Source organism: Bacillus sp. PK6-16, assembly GCF_056530295.1.
On the sequence record NZ_CP096511.1, the window covers coordinates 1,967,472 to 1,985,381 of the forward strand.

The 17,910-nt window shown below is 32.3% G+C and carries 21 protein-coding genes; 14 read left to right on the plus strand and 7 right to left on the minus strand.

Annotation, left to right across the window (positions count from 1 at the left end):
- The first annotated feature begins 35 nt into the window (after nt 1-35).
- Together M1D66_RS10115 and bshB2 are read left to right on the plus strand one after the other, a co-directional pair.
- A complete protein-coding gene (locus M1D66_RS10115) occupies nt 36-386 on the plus strand; it encodes a YojF family protein (RefSeq protein WP_000407045.1) in 351 nt (116 codons plus the stop codon).
- Between the two features lie 15 nt (nt 387-401).
- Complete coding sequence (gene bshB2, locus M1D66_RS10120) at nt 402-1,064, plus strand: bacillithiol biosynthesis deacetylase BshB2 (protein WP_000439483.1); 663 nt, start codon at nt 402-404, stop codon at nt 1,062-1,064.
- 112 nt (nt 1,065-1,176) lie between these two features.
- Here bshB2 and M1D66_RS10125 read toward each other — a convergent pair whose 3' ends face one another.
- Nucleotides 1,177-1,920 carry an SDR family NAD(P)-dependent oxidoreductase gene (locus M1D66_RS10125; protein ID WP_000768018.1) on the minus strand — a complete coding sequence of 248 codons (744 nt, stop codon included), beginning with the start codon at nt 1,918-1,920 and terminating at the stop codon, nt 1,177-1,179.
- Nucleotides 1,921-2,618: 698 nt separating this feature from the next.
- On the opposite strand from M1D66_RS10125, the gene M1D66_RS10130 reads away from it, so the two are divergent.
- The 3 genes from M1D66_RS10130 (at nt 2,619) to M1D66_RS10140 (ending at nt 4,834) form a co-directional block, all read left to right on the plus strand.
- Nucleotides 2,619-2,999, plus strand: coding sequence for a hypothetical protein (locus tag M1D66_RS10130; protein ID WP_000608951.1), 381 nt, complete (start codon nt 2,619-2,621; stop codon nt 2,997-2,999).
- A gap of 1,021 nt (nt 3,000-4,020) precedes the next feature.
- Entirely contained in the window at nt 4,021-4,299 is a 279-nt protein-coding gene (locus M1D66_RS10135; RefSeq protein WP_086385108.1) for a hypothetical protein, read from the plus strand.
- 310 nt (nt 4,300-4,609) lie between these two features.
- On the plus strand, nt 4,610-4,834 hold the full coding sequence (locus M1D66_RS10140; protein WP_086385109.1) for a hemolysin XhlA family protein: 225 nt from the start codon (nt 4,610-4,612) through the stop codon (nt 4,832-4,834).
- Nucleotides 4,835-4,900: 66 nt separating this feature from the next.
- On the opposite strand, the gene M1D66_RS10145 is transcribed toward M1D66_RS10140, so the two are convergent.
- Nucleotides 4,901-5,467: a DUF5823 family protein gene (locus M1D66_RS10145; protein ID WP_000570043.1), complete on the minus strand. Its 567-nt coding sequence runs from the start codon at nt 5,465-5,467 to the stop codon at nt 4,901-4,903.
- Between the two features lie 397 nt (nt 5,468-5,864).
- Here M1D66_RS10145 and M1D66_RS10150 point away from each other — a divergent pair, with 397 nt between their 5' ends.
- From M1D66_RS10150 to aiiA, 3 genes are all read left to right on the plus strand, one after another.
- A complete protein-coding gene (locus M1D66_RS10150) occupies nt 5,865-7,064 on the plus strand; it encodes a multidrug effflux MFS transporter (protein WP_086385110.1) in 1,200 nt (399 codons plus the stop codon).
- Between the two features lie 537 nt (nt 7,065-7,601).
- The gene (locus M1D66_RS10155; RefSeq protein WP_001284404.1) at nt 7,602-8,993 is read left to right on the plus strand and encodes an amino acid permease; all 1,392 of its coding nucleotides are present in this window, start codon (nt 7,602-7,604) and stop codon (nt 8,991-8,993) included.
- A gap of 380 nt (nt 8,994-9,373) precedes the next feature.
- On the plus strand, nt 9,374-10,126 hold the full coding sequence (aiiA, locus tag M1D66_RS10160) for a quorum-quenching N-acyl homoserine lactonase AiiA (RefSeq protein ID WP_086385111.1): 753 nt from the start codon (nt 9,374-9,376) through the stop codon (nt 10,124-10,126).
- A gap of 40 nt (nt 10,127-10,166) precedes the next feature.
- Here aiiA and M1D66_RS10165 read toward each other — a convergent pair whose 3' ends face one another.
- The 3 genes from M1D66_RS10165 to M1D66_RS10175 all read right to left on the minus strand — a co-directional run bounded on the left by M1D66_RS10165 (nt 10,167) and on the right by M1D66_RS10175 (nt 11,675).
- Complete coding sequence (locus M1D66_RS10165; protein ID WP_000901692.1) at nt 10,167-10,661, minus strand: YhfM domain-containing protein; 495 nt, start codon at nt 10,659-10,661, stop codon at nt 10,167-10,169.
- Nucleotides 10,662-10,750: 89 nt separating this feature from the next.
- Nucleotides 10,751-11,215: a DMT family transporter gene (locus M1D66_RS10170; protein WP_000965811.1), complete on the minus strand. Its 465-nt coding sequence runs from the start codon at nt 11,213-11,215 to the stop codon at nt 10,751-10,753.
- 13 nt (nt 11,216-11,228) lie between these two features.
- Nucleotides 11,229-11,675: a DMT family transporter gene (locus M1D66_RS10175; protein ID WP_242555225.1), complete on the minus strand. Its 447-nt coding sequence runs from the start codon at nt 11,673-11,675 to the stop codon at nt 11,229-11,231.
- 108 nt (nt 11,676-11,783) lie between these two features.
- Here M1D66_RS10175 and yeiL point away from each other — a divergent pair, with 108 nt between their 5' ends.
- The 4 genes from yeiL to M1D66_RS10195 all read left to right on the plus strand — a co-directional run bounded on the left by yeiL (nt 11,784) and on the right by M1D66_RS10195 (nt 14,566).
- Nucleotides 11,784-12,476 (plus strand): transcriptional regulator YeiL, encoded by a 693-nt coding sequence (gene yeiL, locus M1D66_RS10180; protein ID WP_000754830.1) that lies wholly within the window; start codon nt 11,784-11,786, stop codon nt 12,474-12,476.
- A gap of 13 nt (nt 12,477-12,489) precedes the next feature.
- Nucleotides 12,490-12,843, plus strand: a complete 354-nt coding sequence (locus M1D66_RS10185) for a glyoxalase superfamily protein (RefSeq protein ID WP_086388722.1) — start codon at nt 12,490-12,492, stop codon at nt 12,841-12,843.
- Between the two features lie 150 nt (nt 12,844-12,993).
- Nucleotides 12,994-14,037 carry a flavin-containing monooxygenase gene (locus M1D66_RS10190; RefSeq protein ID WP_149287611.1) on the plus strand — a complete coding sequence of 348 codons (1,044 nt, stop codon included), beginning with the start codon at nt 12,994-12,996 and terminating at the stop codon, nt 14,035-14,037.
- Nucleotides 14,038-14,317: 280 nt separating this feature from the next.
- On the plus strand, nt 14,318-14,566 hold the full coding sequence (locus M1D66_RS10195; protein WP_000666948.1) for a hypothetical protein: 249 nt from the start codon (nt 14,318-14,320) through the stop codon (nt 14,564-14,566).
- Between the two features lie 36 nt (nt 14,567-14,602).
- On the opposite strand, the gene M1D66_RS10200 is transcribed toward M1D66_RS10195, so the two are convergent.
- Together M1D66_RS10200 and M1D66_RS10205 are read right to left on the minus strand one after the other, a co-directional pair.
- Nucleotides 14,603-15,640 (minus strand): serine hydrolase domain-containing protein, encoded by a 1,038-nt coding sequence (locus M1D66_RS10200; protein ID WP_149287612.1) that lies wholly within the window; start codon nt 15,638-15,640, stop codon nt 14,603-14,605.
- A gap of 100 nt (nt 15,641-15,740) precedes the next feature.
- Entirely contained in the window at nt 15,741-15,935 is a 195-nt protein-coding gene (locus M1D66_RS10205) for a hypothetical protein (RefSeq protein ID WP_000819660.1), read from the minus strand.
- 133 nt (nt 15,936-16,068) lie between these two features.
- On the opposite strand from M1D66_RS10205, the gene M1D66_RS10210 reads away from it, so the two are divergent.
- Nucleotides 16,069-16,350 carry a hypothetical protein gene (locus M1D66_RS10210; RefSeq protein WP_000397722.1) on the plus strand — a complete coding sequence of 94 codons (282 nt, stop codon included), beginning with the start codon at nt 16,069-16,071 and terminating at the stop codon, nt 16,348-16,350.
- Nucleotides 16,351-16,505: 155 nt separating this feature from the next.
- Nucleotides 16,506-17,279 carry a BcII family subclass B1 metallo-beta-lactamase gene (bla2, locus tag M1D66_RS10215; protein WP_086412733.1) on the plus strand — a complete coding sequence of 258 codons (774 nt, stop codon included), beginning with the start codon at nt 16,506-16,508 and terminating at the stop codon, nt 17,277-17,279.
- Nucleotides 17,280-17,910 lie beyond the last annotated feature (631 nt).

The window sequence follows — 17,910 nt, forward strand, 5'->3', positions numbered from 1 at the left end:
TTTTTGCGTAAAATGGTTTAAAGAGGTGAATTCCGATGGAAATAGTAAAAGATAGTTCTCTTATTCAAAATGAAATTGAACGTTTTGTAAATAAAGATGTATATATTCATTTAGAAACGACAAACGGAGCGTATGCATCACACATAAATGAAAAGATGATGACAGTTGGTGCTTTCATTCGAAATGCGATTATCCGTTTTGAACGCGGGAAGATAACTGGAACAAATCCATACCGAGTTGGTCTGAAAATGGATCACGGTTGGGTATATGCTGAAGGTATTACGCACTGGGAAGTAGACGATCAAGAGCGTTTATTATTAGCTGGACATGATAATTTAGGTCGTCTAGCAGTTGCACTTGAGTTAAGCTTAACACCATTTAAGTAAGAAGGAGGGAAACTTATGGAGAGACATGTACTTGTTGTATTTCCGCATCCAGATGATGAAGCATATGCTGCGGGAGGAACAATTCGCTTATTAACAGATCAAGGAGTACCTGTAACGTATGCATGTGGTACTCTAGGACAAATGGGACGTAACATGGGTAAGAACGTATTCGCTAACCGTGAAACGATTCCACATATCCGTAAGAAAGAATTGAAAGATGCTTGTGAAGCGATGGGTATTAAAGATTTAAGAATGCTTGGCTTCCATGATAAAACGTTAGAATTTGAAGATGTTGATTTCGTTGCTGACAAAATTGAAGCAATCATTCAAGAAGTAAATCCATCTCGAATTATTACATTTTATCCAGAGCACGGTGTACATCCAGATCATAATGCATTTGGCCGCGCTGTCGTTCGCGCTGTATCACGTATGCCAAAAGAAGAGCGCCCAGTTATTCATGCTGTTGCGATTACGAAAAATCGTGAAGCAGTATTAGGAGAACCGGATGTTGTAAATAACATTAGTGAAGTATTTGATCATAAATTAACTGCATTAGGTGCGCACCGTTCACAAACAGAAGCAATGCTTGAAGACACGCATGCAAAAATAAAAAACAAAGATGCAGCAACATTAAAATGGCTGCAACTTGAACAGTTTTGGACTTATAAATGGGAGTAGGCTAGAAGGATACCTTCTAGTTGCTCTTACATAGAAAAAGCGCCGTCACTTGTGATGGCGCTTTTTCTTGTTGAAGACTATACATTTTTTAGGGTGCTTCAAAATTTTTAAATTAACGTGCAGTATAGCCTCCATCAACAAGAAGTGTTGTACCGTTAACAAAACTAGCATCATCACTTGCTAAAAATAAGACAGCTTTAGCGACTTCTTCTGGTGTTCCAAGTCTGCCTTGCGGATGAAGTGAAGCTAAATATTCTTTCTGTTGAGGATTAACACTACCCAGTAAAGGGGTGTCAATATAACCAGGGCACACCGCATTAATACGTATTCCATATTTAGCGTAGGCAGTACATAAATTTTGAGTTAATAGTTTCACACCACCTTTTGCAGAGGAGTATGCTGTTGGGGTAGGTAATGAAACAAAACTATGAATCGAACCAGCGTTAACGATGACACCACCTGTACCTTGTTTAAGAAATTGTTCAATCGAATATTTATCAGAAAGGAATACCCCAGACAAATTAATATCAATAGTTCTTTTCCATTTTTCATAGGATAATTCGTTTGCCGGTGCATCATCAGCAACGCCGGCATTGGCATACATAATATCTAATTTACCGTATGTACTTACTGTCTCATGAATTAGCTGTTTAATATCTGCCTCTTTTGTTACATCAGTTTTAATAAATAACGTATTATATCCATGTGCATTCAATTCATCTGATAGTTCTTTTCCACGTTCAGAAAAGTCAGCAATAACTACTTTTGCACCTTCTTCGATAAAAAGACGAACAGTAGATTCGCCAATTCCACTTGCACCACCAGTTATGATTGCCACTTTGTCTTTTAATTTCATATAAACCTCTCCATTCATCAATGAATTTAAGTCGAATTTTTAAATCTTGTTACTAAACTATTAACCTTAAATAGTAAGTAGATAGAAGAAAAAGCTCGCGTTTACTTAATCGTGAGAGTGCTATTTTTTCTTTATCCCGCTATTTTCCAGGCAGTAAGACCCTCACCTCAAAATTCAGCGGAAGCAAAGACATTAGGTGAGGGCTAATAATCAGTGGGGGGGAACAAAACCCCCACCGATTAAAGTCTTACTTTATTGTACTTTTTGATACAGTGATGGGCGAAAATATTAATTTGGTCAATTTTATCATTAGATCGAATATTTGGTAAAGTATTCTCAAATAGAGTGAGTGCTGAAGCTAAACTACTGACCTACATAGGTATAACGAGGGGGATTTACATATAATTGCTCTTTTTTATTTTAGTAATTAACAAATTTTCAAACTTGCTGATGATGTAGTGGACTTAAATAAGTCACTTGTTTTTAAATTGAATCAAAAATAAAAACAGTAAAAATAAAACGTTTAATAATAATTATTTATTGAAAAACAATAAATAAAATGATATTATCAAATTGAAAATTAGTAAGAGAGGTGCTTTTTATAAAATGTAAAACGAATGTTATGTATTAAAAAGAAGTTGATGTAAATTAGGAAAATTATATATTTTAATAGTGAAATAAAAAAAGGGAGTTAGAGCATGATTAATAAAACAGTAAAGAAAGTTATCTTGATTGCAGGTGGTTTGTATATTACATATTTAGTAGGTGTAGTTATTTTAGCGGAATCTATACCGTATCCTACATCTCAACAACTTAAAGAAGCCGAAAGAGTAGTTGAACGCTATGTAGGTGAAAATAATGGAGTAAAAATGATAAATACATCTAGCAGCTTCACGGCTGAGATGTTCAATCGTACAATTCATATTGAAGGAAATTCAAAAGAAAATCCGGAACAAGTATATCGAATGAATTTAGATCAAGTTTCTAATGAAAGTGAAAAAATAACCGAAAAATCGATAAATACAGTTTGTAAATCAAATGATGGAGGAAAGAATTTTACGTGTGCTGATACTGAATAGCTAAAAGTAGGATCCGTAGCAGCATAGTAACAGTTGATAACCATTACTCTAGTTAAATAGGAAAAAGCCTCGCAGGGGGGCGAGGCTTTAAACAGGGTATTAAAAATTATCGATTCATTAAGAATAACTTCTATTGAATAAACTAATTTTAGCATGATAACTCATCTATATGTGTTACGAATTTATGAACAAAAAATCAATAATAAGAATGTAGAAAAGATAATAATTTATTTAGAATTTGTATCATTACATAAAGTTTGAGTGGAGAAGAAATTATACTTTTGTATGGTGTAATAAAGATATAGTCCGCCTACAGAAATAGGCGGGCTATTTTTTATAAAGAAAAGACAACTTAAGGTAGAGATCTTGTTAAGAAATAGGATAAAAACAAGAATCTTTAAGAAGAGATAAGGTCGTTCAAAAGATAAAGGTATTGTATTTGAAACACGTTATTATTCGTGGATTAAGTTATATTTTTGATAAAAAATCTTTAAAAAGCATTATAATCCCTAGAAGAGATAAGACTTCAATTGAAAACCAAAATACACTTTTTTGAGGTTTTTTAAACTCCATTATTATGGAGAAAAATAAAAAGATAGCAATGAAAAAAATAATTAAGAGACGAAGTATATCAAACATCAATAGCACTCCTAATAGTTAATTTGTTTCACTATATAGTTATTTCCAATATTACAGAATTTAAGAAGCGACTTATTAATATTAAAGCAAAAAGTTCTCAGAATCTATGAATTAAAAATAAAAAAATTTCGAACTACTGAGCACAGAGGGATTATATATTAATTAGTTTAGCAATTGAAAGAGTAATTTTTTAATCTTGTAAAAGTCCGATTGGTGAGGGCTGATTAAAGTTTCACTTTATTTGTTTTCTTTTTTATATAAAGCCTTAGAACTGGGATTTAGTAATGGTTTATAAGAAACATATATTTTGAATTATTTAATAGAATAATATATATTTATATTGATTTAGTGATTTTAGTTTGTTAAAAATGGGGAAATCGATATGAAGGTTAAAATTGCCGTAATAAAAGATGAGAGCTTTGATTGTAGTTTATTGGAAACAAAATTATTGAAAACTTTTAAAGAAGTAGATTGTGAAGCAGATATTGTAAAGGTTGAGGATGGAATTTTTGAAAACAATGATATACAAACGTATTTATCAGAAATAACCATTCATGTTACTGGAAAAAATATTGGATATAGATCCGTTTCAGCCAGTATATTTATTGTTCTAGAGAGTTTATCAATACAGCTATTTCGTATTCATATTAGTATACTTTAAGCAGTTCAAAAAGTGGCTTCTTCAGAAAATCATACTGATTATATGGAGTTGTAAATATGAAAACAATAGAAATTATCGTAGGTGCTCCCGAATGTTGGATTGCACCTTGTTTGTTGTTAAATAAACAAGGGATTCCTTTTTTAATTTATCTTAACGCTGATTTATATAGAAGATAGGAAACATGTGAATAATTCAATTAGATTGTACAAATAATTTGGTACGCGGATATACGCAATGTATTCACAGGTAAGAGGGTTGTCTCATAATATATATAGATTTTTCTATTAAGATGAACAGAGGGTGTGAATATATGGAAGATGTTTACGCTAAAATTGACAGTCTCAAGGCGGAGCAAAAAGAAATTATGAGAGACATTCGAAATTTAGAAACGCGTACCACTATTAATGAGAAAGACATAGCAACAATCAATAAGCAATTAGAAAAAATAAGTACAAACACAACTTGGATTTTGCGAATTATTATTAGCGCGATAATAATGTCAGTTTTAGGATTGATATTCAAAGGAATGATTTAGTCTTGTGAAATAGAACGATATAAAAGAAAGAGGGGAGCTCCCTCTTTCTTTTATGTAAATGAGAAGCTATAAATTTTCCGTTTCCTTTTCACCTGCATATTTTTCCTCTAAAGAAATTAATAGAGGAATGGATACAGTTACTAGAATGATTAAAGTAGTTATAAAAGATTTAGAAAGAGAAAAAGAACCTTCAATTAAAGGTAATAAAAACTTGAATGAAAGTATACTTGTTATGAAGGAAATTACTAAAAAGCTCAAAAGAGATATATTTTTATTCTTTATAGATGTCTCTATAAAGTCTTTAACACAGGTTATTACGACAAATATAGTTAATATGATAATAGAAACAAAATAATGTGTTAAATTCGTCATACTAATAGTAGGATCGTCTATTATGTAAGCAAGTAACTTAGATACTAATATTCCTCCAAACAATAAAATAATAAAAGCAAGTAATCCTTCCGATATATAAGTGCTTAAATTGTCTTTCTTGTTAAAGAGTTTATAGTTTAGAGTAGATTGGGTTATTTGAATTAGGAATAGGGTAATAATCCATACATAATATACAAATGGTAATTCTCCTGAGAATAGAGAAATTAGAAAGTTTACTACTGTCCTTAAAATTTCAATCATTACGAAAGTCCTCCTACTTGTTCAGCTTTATGACATTAGGAATATATGAGTCTATCATTTTATAATTAGGTTTGTAGATTCAAACTATTTCTAATTATTCCATAATAAGGTGGTTATATCAAGTAGTTATCTTCTATGGTGTGTATTAGTTGTTCACTAATATAAAAAGAACATTTGAACGTTAATACTAGAAAAATAAAAGTAATATGTAATATAATTGAAAAAGTATGTTTTAAAATCAATGTTAATATTACCCTCCTATAAGTATTAACATACGTAATTGAGGTGTTTTCTTTGTTGTTTTATGACCGGATTTCTATCATGGCCCCTCCTGTTCCGTAGCTTAGGAAAGTCTTTTTACTTCTGAGATTTTCAAAGTTATAGGAGGGTATGAAAAATGAAAAAAGTCTCAGTACCATCACTTTTGTTAATGATTATTCTTGTCGCATTTCCGCAAATTAGTGAAACGATTTACACACCGTCTTTACCAGACATTTCAAAGGCATTACATGTAAGTAATAATGAGGTGCAGTTAACACTTAGTGTGTATTTTGCTGGATTTGCGTTAGGTGTATTTTTTATTGGGTGGTTATCAGATATAATTGGCCGTCGCCCAGCAATGTTATTTGGAATTGTAATATATGGCGTTGGGAGTTTCTTATGCTTTATTGCAAATTCCATTGAAGTTTTATTGGTAAGTCGTTTTATTCAAGCGTTTGGAGCAAGTGCAGGATCCGTTATTACACAAACGATTCTTCGGGAAAGTGTAGAAGGGCATAAGCGGCATGTTATGTTTGCTCAAATCTCGGCAGTCATTGCTTTTACACCAGCGATAGGACCGTTAATTGGTGGCTTTCTTGATCAAATGTTTGGATTTAAAATAGTATTTTTAAGTTTAGTAGTTATGAGTATCGGTATTTTTCTGTATACATTTGTTTCTCTTCCTGAAACAAAAACGGGCTCAGTAACGAATAAAATAAATGTATTTTCAGTCTTGAAGAGGTTAATTACAAATCCGAAAGTGGTAACATATGGGCTGTTAATTGGAGGAGCAAATGGTGTTTTATTTAGCTATTATGCAGAAGCGCCGTTTATCTTTATTGAATATTTTCAATTATCGCCTAGTATGTATGGATTTCTAGGAATTGTTGTTGCATCTGCTTCTATTGTTGGAGCGAAAATTTCAAAACGTTTACTTGCTACTTATAAACCAGAGAAAATTATATATATTGGTTGTCTTGTAATGACAGGGGGAGCTATCCTTTTATCTGTTATTACGTTTATTGGATCAAATCCGAATGTAATATATATGGTTGTATTTTTAATAGCAATGTTTATATTGTTATTAGGGATTGGAGTAGCGTTACCTAACTGTTTAAGTTTAGCATTAGTAGATTTTCAAGATGTTATTGGTACAGCCGGAGCATTGTTTAGCTTAGGATACTATGTAATTGTAACGATGACAATTTTGGGGATGAGTCAGCTGCATACGGGCTCGTTACTGGTGATGCCACTTTATTTTCTGGTTATAGTAGTTATAATGGTAGTGTTTACTAGGGTATTTATCTTTGGTAAGCAAACTTCGAAATCGATTTAAATATGAAATTGTAAAAGAGTCTCATTTTTTAATGAGACTCTTTTATATTTTGGCTGGGGTAAAGAAGTTAGTAGTTTATTAATATATTAAATTTCTCATTGGTATATAAATCGAATGTGTGGGAAATTACGTTATCAACTATAAAGGTTGAAGTATTTGACATATGAAACCGAGAAAGAAATGCTCTCCTCTGTTATTTATATTGTAATAATATACATGCCGGAATCATATTGAATAGATGTATTTTATTGTTAATTTAGTTAAAAATTAATCAGGCTTATGTATAATAATTTATTGAAAAAATAATTGAATTTTTCAGATTAATGAATTAATATAAGGTAAGTAATTTTAAGATTTATAGAATATTGGAAGATGAAAGGTTTTGAAAATTTTATTAGGAGCACAAAACGATTTTAGGATAGCTTTAAAGCTAGTGTAAAATGACGTTTGCTTCATCATTTTCAGGGCCGAAAGGAATTAGGGGAAAGCATCTTGTGTTAAAATGCGGCTATGAATCATCTAAGAGGGGGAAGTGAAGTGGCAAACAAAGAATTGAAAAGAGGTTTAGAAGCACGTCATATTCAAATGATTGCTTTAGGCGGAACGATTGGTGTTGGTTTGTTTATGGGGTCAGCCAGCACAATTAAATGGACAGGTCCGTCAGTAATGCTTGCTTATGCAATTGCAGGTATTTTCATCTTCTTCATCATGCGTGCCATGGGAGAAATGTTGTATATGGAGCCAAGTACAGGCTCATTTGCGACGTTCGGTCATAAGTATATTCATCCGCTAGCTGGTTATATGACAGCTTGGAGTAACTGGTTCCAGTGGGTTATTGTTGGGATGTCAGAAATTATCGCGGTTGGAGCGTATATGCAATATTGGTTCCCGGACTTACCAGCTTGGATACCAGGTATAATCGCAATGGTCATTCTTGGCGCAGCTAACTTAATTTCTGTTAAGTCATTTGGTGAATTTGAATTTTGGTTTGCGATGATTAAAATCGTTACGATTCTATTAATGATTATTGCAGGATTTGGCCTTATTTTCTTTGGAATTGGTAACGGTGGAGAAGCAATTGGCATATCTAATCTTTGGTCAAATGGCGGTTTCTTTACAGGTGGTTTTTCAGGATTCTTCTTTGCTTTATCACTTGTAGTTGGTGCATACCAAGGTGTGGAATTAATCGGTATTACTGCTGGTGAAGCGAAGGATCCAAAGAAGACACTTACAAGAGCGATTCAAAGTACAATTTGGCGTATCTTAATTTTCTATATTGGTGCTATTTTCGTTATTGTAACTGTGTATCCGTGGGATCAATTAAGTACAATTGGTAGTCCGTTCGTAGCAACTTTTGCGAAAGTTGGTATTACGGCAGCTGCTGGACTTATTAACTTCGTTGTAATTACAGCAGCAATGTCTGGTTGTAATAGTGGTATTTATAGTGCTGGTCGTATGCTTTATACGTTAGGTGTAAATGGACAAGCACCGAAATATTTCACGAAACTTTCTGGAAATGGTGTACCTTTATTTGGTACAGTTGGCGTAATTATCGGTCTGGCGGTTGGTGTTGTTTTAAGTTACATCGCACCGAAAAACTTATTCGTATATGTATATAGTGCGAGTGTACTTCCTGGAATGGTACCATGGTTTGTCATTTTAATTAGTCAAATTAATTTTAGAAAAGAAAAGGGAGCAGAGATGAAAGATCATCCGTTCAAAATGCCATTTGCTCCTGTTACAAACTATTTAACAATTGCCTTTTTAATTATGGTATTAATCGGAATGTGGTTTAACGATGATACTCGTATTTCATTAGTTGTAGGTATTATTTTCTTAGCTATCGTTACAATTAGTTTCTATGCTTTCGGAATAGGAAAGCGAGCTCCGTTAGACGTTCAAAATAATAAAGAGATTTCAAGTAAATAAAGAAAAGGCTGTTCATCTGGAACAGCCTTTTCTTATTGTTGTTATTTGTCGATAAATCGATATAATTTGATTTGTGATAGATATATTTGAAAAATCGTTGATATATTGTACGTTATGATAGATATATTCGAAAAATCGTTAATATAATTTTACATACTATCTGTCACTATCATGATTAAAATTTCTCTAATACGATTTTCCCAATGGTGTGCCCGCTTTCAAGTAGTGCATGTACTTTCATTAAGTTTTCAGCGTTAATCGGTGTTAATGTTTCATTTTTATGTAAGCTGTACTGATAGTCTAGAAGGAGTTTATTTCTAAAAAGAAGAATTTTTTACTGTATTACTTTATCCCAAACTAAATGTAAAGGTGGATACATAATGACAGTAAAGAAACTTTATTTCATCCCAGCAGGTCGTTGTATGTTGGATCATTCGTCTCTTAACAGTACGTTAACACCGGGAAAATTATTAAACTTGCCGGTATGGTGTTATCTTTTGGAGACAGAAGAAGGTCCTATTTTAGTAGATACAGGTATGCCAGAAAGTGCAGTTAATAATGAAGGGCTTTTTAACGGTACATTTGTTGAAGGACAGATTTTACCGAAAATGACTGAAGAAGATAGAATTGTGAATATATTAAAGCTTGTAGGGTATGAGCCGGACGACCTTTTATATATTATTAGCTCTCACTTACATTTTGATCATGCAGGAGGAAACGGTGTTTTTACAAATACACCGATTATTGTGCAGCGAACGGAATATGAGGCAGCACTTCATAGAGAAGAATATATGAAAGAATGTATATTACCGCATTTGAACTACAAAATTATTGAAGGGGATTATGAAGTGGTACCAGGTGTTCAATTATTGTATACGCCAGGCCATTCTCCAGGCCATCAGTCGCTATTCATTGAGACGGAGCAATCCGGTTCAGTTTTATTAACGATTGATGCATCGTACACGAAAGAGAATTTTGAAGATGAAGTGCCGTTCGCAGGATTTGATCCAGAATTAGCTTTATCTTCAATTAAACGTTTAAAAGGAGTTGTGGCGAAAGAGAAACCAATTGTTTTCTTTGGTCATGATATAGAGCAGGAAAAGGGTTGTAGAGTGTTCCCTGAGTATATATAGTGCAAAAAGTCATGAGTTCGCGTGCTCATGACTTTTTCGTTCAAATAATTTTTTTAAATAAATTATAAACTTTTTTTGAACTATCTTCGTTTAACTGATAGTACGTAAGGTTTACATCATCAGGAGTATCTTGCTGAGCAATCATCACTTCGCTGCTGTGATGATCAACTATCCATATGAAATATTTTTTATAAGTTCCATCCTCGAAAGTAATCCACATATCACAATCTATTAAATCTGATCCTTCTTCATCCAATGTTAATTTGCCTTTTTTTGCGGTATTCATACTGTTAATAAATGTTTTTAATTCATCTGTTTTTGTGAGAAAGATATCCTGTTTTGTTTTAATTGATTCGACATGTATATCTTTTATTTCCTGTTTACCTAAAAAAACAGGAGGCTCATTTGGATCTCGCGAGCTTGAAATAATAGTAGCTTTCTTTTTCGGTTTATTTGCAGTATAGAGATCTTGAATAGATTTTCCCGAGTTTATAAACCATACAATTCCACAAATAATCAATACACTACCTAGCAATAAAATAATTTTTTTAATAGGATTTTCTCCTCTCTATTACTTCGTGTGAAGAGCTTTTCTATTAATATATGATAGGTAAGCGTAAAGTATTATAGTTGAACTTGGTTATGCTTCACAGTTTTTATCGGGCGATCTATGAGTAAATTGTAAGTGAGCCCAATTAATACGAAAATGCCACCGATAACTTTACCAATTGAGAGTTCATTTGTTAGGAAGAAATCAATAATAGTCCCCGCAAATAATTGTCCGATAAAGATGAGTAATGTTAAATAAAAGGCTGATATTTTAGGAGTAATATAGTTGGATAATGAAATAACGATAACGCCTACTAATCCGCCTAAGTATACGGCGATAGGAATAGATTGCAATTTATGAATAGGGATATACAATGAATCTGAACTGAAAATTAAAAATAACATAGAGAAAAATAATCCAGTAATATAATTGAAAAACGTGCCTTCCCAGTTTCCAATTTCCTTTGCTAAATTCGCGTTAATAATTCTAGCAACGACGATAGAAACACCAGCTAAAATAGCGATAGTAATATATAACATATTTTTGCCCCCATTAATATATTGTCATGATAATAATCCCAGAAGAGATGAATACTAATCCAACTAGTTTTTTCTTTTCAAACTTTGCAACTTTCATTCCTAATAAGCCGAAATGATCGATAATGATGGAAGCAATGGGTTGGCCGAGTAAACTTAATGCGATCGTAATAGAGGCACCAAGGACGGAGAAACTTATATTATTAAAAAGAACAGTGAATACTCCAATCGCTCCAGCGCTATATAAAAAAAGCGGAATACCTTTATCGAAATGAATTTTATGTTTGTTTAAGATTAAAACGAAAATAACTGCAATTAAACCGACAAGGTGAATGACCACGCTTGCTGTATACTTGCCAATTAACTCAGATAAAATCCCATTCAATGGAAGCATAACGGCGATGAGCACACCAATAAAGACAGAAAGAAAGTTATACAATGCAATATCCCCTTTGTATTTCATATTTGTAATGACTGTATCATGCTGAAATTGTGTATTACTATGACATATGTCATAGTGGAAGAAGAAAATTTTGATTACAATGGGGATGAGTTGTAAAGGTGGGGAACTATGAAGAAAGTATGTAATTCTATTAAATTAGCAGAGTATATGAAGAAAAATAATATTGATTCATTTTTTAGTCATGATATGAAGCCATATATGGAACTTATATTTTTTAAAAAGAATGAGTTTATTTGTAGAGAAAATGAAGAGATAGATTATTTATATTTCTTTGTTGAAGGAAAAGCGAAAGCGTTTAACACATTAAGTAACGGGAAATCCGTATTACTGTGTTTTTATGATAGTTTGCAGTTACTTGGAGATGTGGAGTTAATTCATTCCCAAAGGATTACTTCAAATGTACAAGTAATGGCAGATTCATATTGTGTTGGTTTACCATTAGGAAAAGTGAGAAATCAGCTATTTCATGATGCGAAATTTTTAAGATGTATTTGTGGATCGTTAGCACATAAGTTAAATCGACTTTCAAAAAATAGTACAATTAATTTATTGTATCCGCTTGAAAATAGACTTGCGAGTTACATGTTAGCAGCAGGGGAACGAGCAGTTCAGCATGAAAATAGAATTGTATTTAGTGGGAATTTAACGGAAATAGCGGAATTGTTAGGAACGAGCTATCGGCATTTGTTGCGAACATTAAATATTTTTTGTGATAAAGAGATAATAAAGAAGAACGATGGATGCTATGAAGTAGTAAACGTGGATGTTTTGAGAGAATTGGCAGCAGATGTTTATAAATAGGAGGAGAGTATAAATGATAACACCTATATTTAGAATTTTTGATATTGAAAAAGCAAAACTATTTTACTTAGGTTTTTTAGGATTTAAACTGGATTGGGAACATCGGTATGAGGAAAATATGCCATTATATTTGCAAATTTCGTTACAGGATGCTGTGATACATTTATCAGAACATCATGGTGATGCCTCACCAGGTGGTGCGATTCGGATCAAAATAGATGATGTAAAGGATTATCATTCTATATTATTAAGTAAAGAATATGCTTATTCGAAGCCGAATATAGAAAAAACACCTTGGGGTACAATTGAATTAACTGTAATTGATCCGTTTTCAAATAGAATTACACTGTACGAGGAAAAATTGTAGAAATGGAATGAAGAGTAGTTCATAGAGCAGTGAACTGCTCTTTTTTATTTTGAGTAGATATTGAATCATATAAAAAGAAAATGTTATGATTATGGAAACGTATGAATATATGAACAAGTATTCATACGTTTAAGAAGAGGAGGGATTAGAATGAAAGACCTAATTATTATTGGGGCGGGTCAAGCTGGATTAACAATGGGATATTACTTGAAGCAAGAAGGGTATAATTTTTTATTACTTGAGGCAGGAAAACGAGTTGGTGATTCATGGAGAAATCGATATGATTCTTTGCAGCTTTTTACCTCAAGGTCTTACAGTAGCTTGCCGGGTATGACGTTAATAGGTGAAAAAAATGAATTTCCATATAAAGATGAAATTGCAACTTATTTAGAAGAATATGCAAGACATTTTCAATTACCGGTACAATTACAAACGGAAGTTTTAAAGATAAAGAAAGAAAAAGAAATATTTGAATTACACACTCCTACAGAAATTTTACAAACGAAAAAAGTTATTATCGCATCAGGTGGTTTTCAGCAACCGTTTATTCCCTCAGTTTCAGCAAATCTATCATCACATATTTTTCAAATACATTCATCACAATATAAATCACCATCACAAATTCCTAAGGGAAAAGTACTAGTAGTAGGTGGTGGGAATTCAGGAATGCAAATTGCAGTAGAACTGGCAAAGACTCATGAAGTTACGGTGTCTATTAGTCATCCTTTAACGTTTTTACCGTTACAACTTTTTGGAAAAAGTATTTTTAATCTGCTAGAAAAAGTGGGTTTATTGTACGCTGAAATAAATACAAAGAGGGGAAGATGGTTTCAGAAGAGAAAGGACCCTATTTTCGGTTTTGAAGGTAAGAAACTTATTCGTAATGGAGCAATCAAACTGCAAGAAAAAGTAGTAAGTGCATCAGGAAATAACATTATGTTTCAGAATGGTGATACTTATAGTGCAGAAAGCATTATATGGTCAACTGGTTTTGTTCAAAATTATAATTGGATTGAAATTGAACAGGCAGTGAATGAGAAAGGATTTCCTAATCATATAAAGGGAATCAGTCCAGTAAAAGGATTGTATTATATCGGATTACCGTGGCAATCTCAAAGGGGTTCCGCACTTATTTGTGGTGTAGGAAAGGATGCAGCGTATGTACTTTCTGAAATCAAAAAAATAGATCAGTAGCAATAACTACTGATCATCCATATGTACATGAATTAGGAGAGGTCAAACATTTATTAACTTTATTATAATAGATTTTCATAGAATTAAAAACTGAAAATTCAAATTTAATGTTGAGAAAGTTTTTTGTATCGAAATATATGAAAAAATAGGGATTTTTATTAAAACAGAAAAAGATATTTCTATTTTAGTAAATTATGATATATTCTAAATAATCGTGTTTTTCCATAAATGTAATTATTTTCATTGTAGTTTTGTTTATATGAGGGAAGGAGAAGTAATTATGAAGTTTGATGATCAACGCTTACTAGGAGTCCGATTAGGTTCTGTACTTGTGACAGAGGAAAATCAATATTTAGTAATTAAGAAAAAAGATCATTATGCACTGTTAAATATACATAATTTAGAATGCACTCATGTTGAAGTGCAGTTAGAACATTTGGAAGAAATGTTGCGGGAAGATTTCCAAGAAAGTATAACGGAGATTATCGCACCAGAACATATAAAAATTGTTGCGAAAAATGTTATATAGATAAAGATGCTGGAAGGAACAGCTTCTTTATTTTCATTATAAGGATAACGTTTTTACAACCTCACCAATGATCCCTTCCATTTGATGAACACCTAAATCGGAATTGGTCATAATAACAGCAACATTCCCGCAGTATGGATAACAAACCATCATACATTGAAATCCAACGCCCCATCCGAGTGAATAAACCTGTAATTTCCCATTAGAATCATCTAGAAAAACACCCAATCCAGTCCATTTTGAGCAACCTTGAGGAGAAATCATGTCTATTACTAATTTTTGAGAAAGTTTTAGTTTGCCCTTTCCTTGTAAGGAATGAATGATTTCAATAACTAAAGCTGATAAGTCAGTTGGTGTTGTCCAAATACCTGAAGCAGCTGCGAATGGATAAAATGGATACTTCTCATTTGTTACAGTTCTATCTTTATTATGTCCGCAAGCAAAAACATCGGTTTTATCTATGTCTTTTGGAGAAAAAAGTGTACTATTTTTCATTTGTAATGGCTGGAAGATGTGTTCTTCTACTAACTGACTAAATGATCTTCCTGTAATATCTTCTAGTAGTAGTTCGATTATACAAAAGTTTGCGTCTGAGTAGTGAAATTCACTTTCTGGTTTATAAGTTACCTCTATAGGTACGGGGCAATATAGTGTTTTACCGGAAAGGAGCTCAGACATATTAGGTAAGCCTTTTGCAGGTGTATAATGTTCAAAACTATTAGGTGGATCAATGAGTCCAGATTGATGGCTTAATAAGTTTCTCAAAGTGATGCTTTTTTGTGAAGTAAATAGATTAGTAGGATTGTTCCAAGATGTGAGTTTATCATTTACGTCTTCGTCTAAATGCAAGATTTCTTGATCTGATAACATTAGTACGAGCATTGTAGTGATGAATTTGCTGATAGAACAAGAATTAAAGAGAGAATTTGTAGTAACAGCTCTAGTTGTTCCAGCTTCAAGTGTTCCAAAGGCAGTCGCTTCATCTAGTTTGCCATTACATATAACAGCGAGGCTTAAACCTGCAACGGAATATTGGTTCATTTTCTCGTATATATTGCTACTTTTTAAGTTCATGGTGACTCCTTTCTTTAAAGACAGAATATTATTTTTATTATACAGTAGTAAAAAAAAGAAAACACTTCGTCATTCACCAATGAAGTGTTTTCTTTTTTAGTTAGTTTGAAGTGAACTTTTGAAAAAATTTGTCTCGGTACATGTACATAACCCATGAGATTGTTATTAAAGAAATGATGATTTGTTTGTTTTTAATTGGTGCATTGAAAACAAGCCAACCAACTATATCAAATAACAAATGTAGCACGATTGAAAGAACTACAAATTGAAGTAACGTATTTAAAAATCTTTTCATAAAGTGTCCCCCTAAAATAATAGGTTTTATTAACAGTTTGATATAGTGATATTATACATTAAATGTTTATTGTGGTAAAATTTACATAATTTAGTGGAATAAAGCAAATGAAAGTTAGTAAGGGGGAACATTCATGGAATTCTGGATGGTTATACTGATAGTAGCCGTTGGTTTCATTTATATCGCTGAAAAATTAGCTACAATTGAAAAGAAAAATGATGCGCGTTTAAAGAGAATTGAAGATAGATTACAATTAATTACGAAAGAAATGGGAATTATAGAAAGAGAACCTGAAATTAATAAAGAACTACGCCAGCTTGTAGAAGAAGGCAAAAAAGTTACAGCAGTTAAGAGAGTAAGAGAAGCTTTTGGGTTTTCTTTACTAGAAGCGAAGCAATATGTTGATAAATTATAAAAAAGATCATCCATTTGGGTGATCTTTTTCACTGCACCATGCGTGTATTTACATAAGCCGCGATTATAAAGTGTCCAATTATATGGAACAAACATTTGAGATAAATTGTCTAATATAGGTAATAACTATTTAGCTTGAAAGAAAGGGTTGATAACATGAAAAAGAATACGTTGTTAAAAGTAGGATTATGTGTAAGTTTACTAGGAACAACTCAATTTGTTAGCACGATTTCTTCTGCACAAGCATCACAAAAGGTAGAGCAAACAGTAATCAAAAATGAGACGGGAACCATTTCAATATCTCAGTTAAACAAGAATGTATGGGTTCATACGGAGTTAGGTTATTTTAATGGAGAAGCAGTTCCTTCGAACGGTCTAGTTCTTAATACTGCTAAAGGACTAGTGCTTGTTGATTCTTCTTGGGATGACAAATTAACGAAGGAACTAATAGAAATGGTAGAAAAGAAATTTCAGAAGCGCGTAACGGATGTCATTATTACACATGCGCACGCCGATCGAATTGGCGGAATAAAAACGTTGAAAGAAAGAGGAATTAAAGCGCATAGTACAGCATTAACCGCAGAACTAGCAAAGAAAAGTGGATATGAAGAGCCACTTGGAGATTTACAAACAGTTACGAATTTGAAGTTTGGCAATACAAAAGTAGAAACGTTCTATCCAGGGAAAGGACATACAGAAGATAATATTGTTGTTTGGTTGCCGCAATATAAAATTTTAGCTGGAGGCTGTTTAGTAAAATCTGCGGAAGCTAAAAATTTAGGAAATGTTGCGGATGCGTACGTAAATGAATGGTCCACATCGATTGAGAATATGCTGAAGCGATATGGAAATATAAATTCGGTAGTACCTGGTCACGGGGAAGTAGGAGACAAGGGATTACTTTTACATACATTGGATTTATTAAAATAAGAAATTGTAGAAATACAAAAGAAAGGAGAAATAATTTTCTCCTCTCTTTCTTCTAACTATATTTAAATGCTGAATCTGTCGATTACGTCAGCATATATTACTGAGATTTTAATTCCAAGTATACAAATACTAGTACTGTCATAATTGCAATAACAACGTAAGTAGCATCAAGCATTATAAGTGTTTTTAAAGTTTCAGTCATCGTAATTCACCCCTGTTATAAAAATATAACATGATCTTTTTATTGATTAGATAAGAGATCATAAAGATAAAATGTATATGAAATTTCTTAAGTAGCTTCTATATAAATATATCATATAAATAATGTAAGTAATGTTAAGATAATGTAAATGTATTGTAAATAAAGAGGTTTACAATGAAGGCTTTAATAAAAAAATGATAGTTCCTTAAAATAAAAAATACGCTATTTTCATATGAGATGAATTGCAATTATTTGTATAAGGGATTCAAAAAAATTTTTTCGTTGTATATATTTCTCCAAATTAATTATTTAGCTATTTAAAAGTATCGAAAGATGTGTGCACACTAATGTATATTTTTTGGATGTCAATAAAAGTATTATGTCAACAATATGAACTGTCACAAATCTTTATATATTATTGTGATTGAT

Coding starts and splice junctions, on each gene's coding strand:
- M1D66_RS10170 (WP_000965811.1), bottom strand. CDS start 11,215: ATGTTATATATTACTATCGCTATTTTAGCTGGTGTTTCTATCGTCGTT.
- M1D66_RS10145 (WP_000570043.1), bottom strand. CDS start 5,467: ATGATTGAAATTTTAAGGACAGTAGTAAACTTTCTAATTTCTCTATTC.
- M1D66_RS10205 (WP_000819660.1), bottom strand. CDS start 15,935: ATGAAAAGATTTTTAAATACGTTACTTCAATTTGTAGTTCTTTCAATC.
- M1D66_RS10210 (WP_000397722.1), top strand. CDS start 16,069: ATGGAATTCTGGATGGTTATACTGATAGTAGCCGTTGGTTTCATTTAT.
- M1D66_RS10175 (WP_242555225.1), bottom strand. CDS start 11,675: ATGAAATACAAAGGGGATATTGCATTGTATAACTTTCTTTCTGTCTTT.
- M1D66_RS10185 (WP_086388722.1), top strand. CDS start 12,490: ATGATAACACCTATATTTAGAATTTTTGATATTGAAAAAGCAAAACTA.
- M1D66_RS10130 (WP_000608951.1), top strand. CDS start 2,619: ATGATTAATAAAACAGTAAAGAAAGTTATCTTGATTGCAGGTGGTTTG.
- M1D66_RS10195 (WP_000666948.1), top strand. CDS start 14,318: ATGAAGTTTGATGATCAACGCTTACTAGGAGTCCGATTAGGTTCTGTA.
- bshB2 (WP_000439483.1), top strand. CDS start 402: ATGGAGAGACATGTACTTGTTGTATTTCCGCATCCAGATGATGAAGCA.
- yeiL (WP_000754830.1), top strand. CDS start 11,784: ATGAAGAAAGTATGTAATTCTATTAAATTAGCAGAGTATATGAAGAAA.
- M1D66_RS10115 (WP_000407045.1), top strand. CDS start 36: ATGGAAATAGTAAAAGATAGTTCTCTTATTCAAAATGAAATTGAACGT.
- M1D66_RS10150 (WP_086385110.1), top strand. CDS start 5,865: ATGAAAAAAGTCTCAGTACCATCACTTTTGTTAATGATTATTCTTGTC.
- M1D66_RS10135 (WP_086385108.1), top strand. CDS start 4,021: ATGAAGGTTAAAATTGCCGTAATAAAAGATGAGAGCTTTGATTGTAGT.
- M1D66_RS10140 (WP_086385109.1), top strand. CDS start 4,610: ATGGAAGATGTTTACGCTAAAATTGACAGTCTCAAGGCGGAGCAAAAA.
- M1D66_RS10125 (WP_000768018.1), bottom strand. CDS start 1,920: ATGAAATTAAAAGACAAAGTGGCAATCATAACTGGTGGTGCAAGTGGA.
- bla2 (WP_086412733.1), top strand. CDS start 16,506: ATGAAAAAGAATACGTTGTTAAAAGTAGGATTATGTGTAAGTTTACTA.
- M1D66_RS10190 (WP_149287611.1), top strand. CDS start 12,994: ATGAAAGACCTAATTATTATTGGGGCGGGTCAAGCTGGATTAACAATG.
- aiiA (WP_086385111.1), top strand. CDS start 9,374: ATGACAGTAAAGAAACTTTATTTCATCCCAGCAGGTCGTTGTATGTTG.
- M1D66_RS10200 (WP_149287612.1), bottom strand. CDS start 15,640: ATGAACTTAAAAAGTAGCAATATATACGAGAAAATGAACCAATATTCC.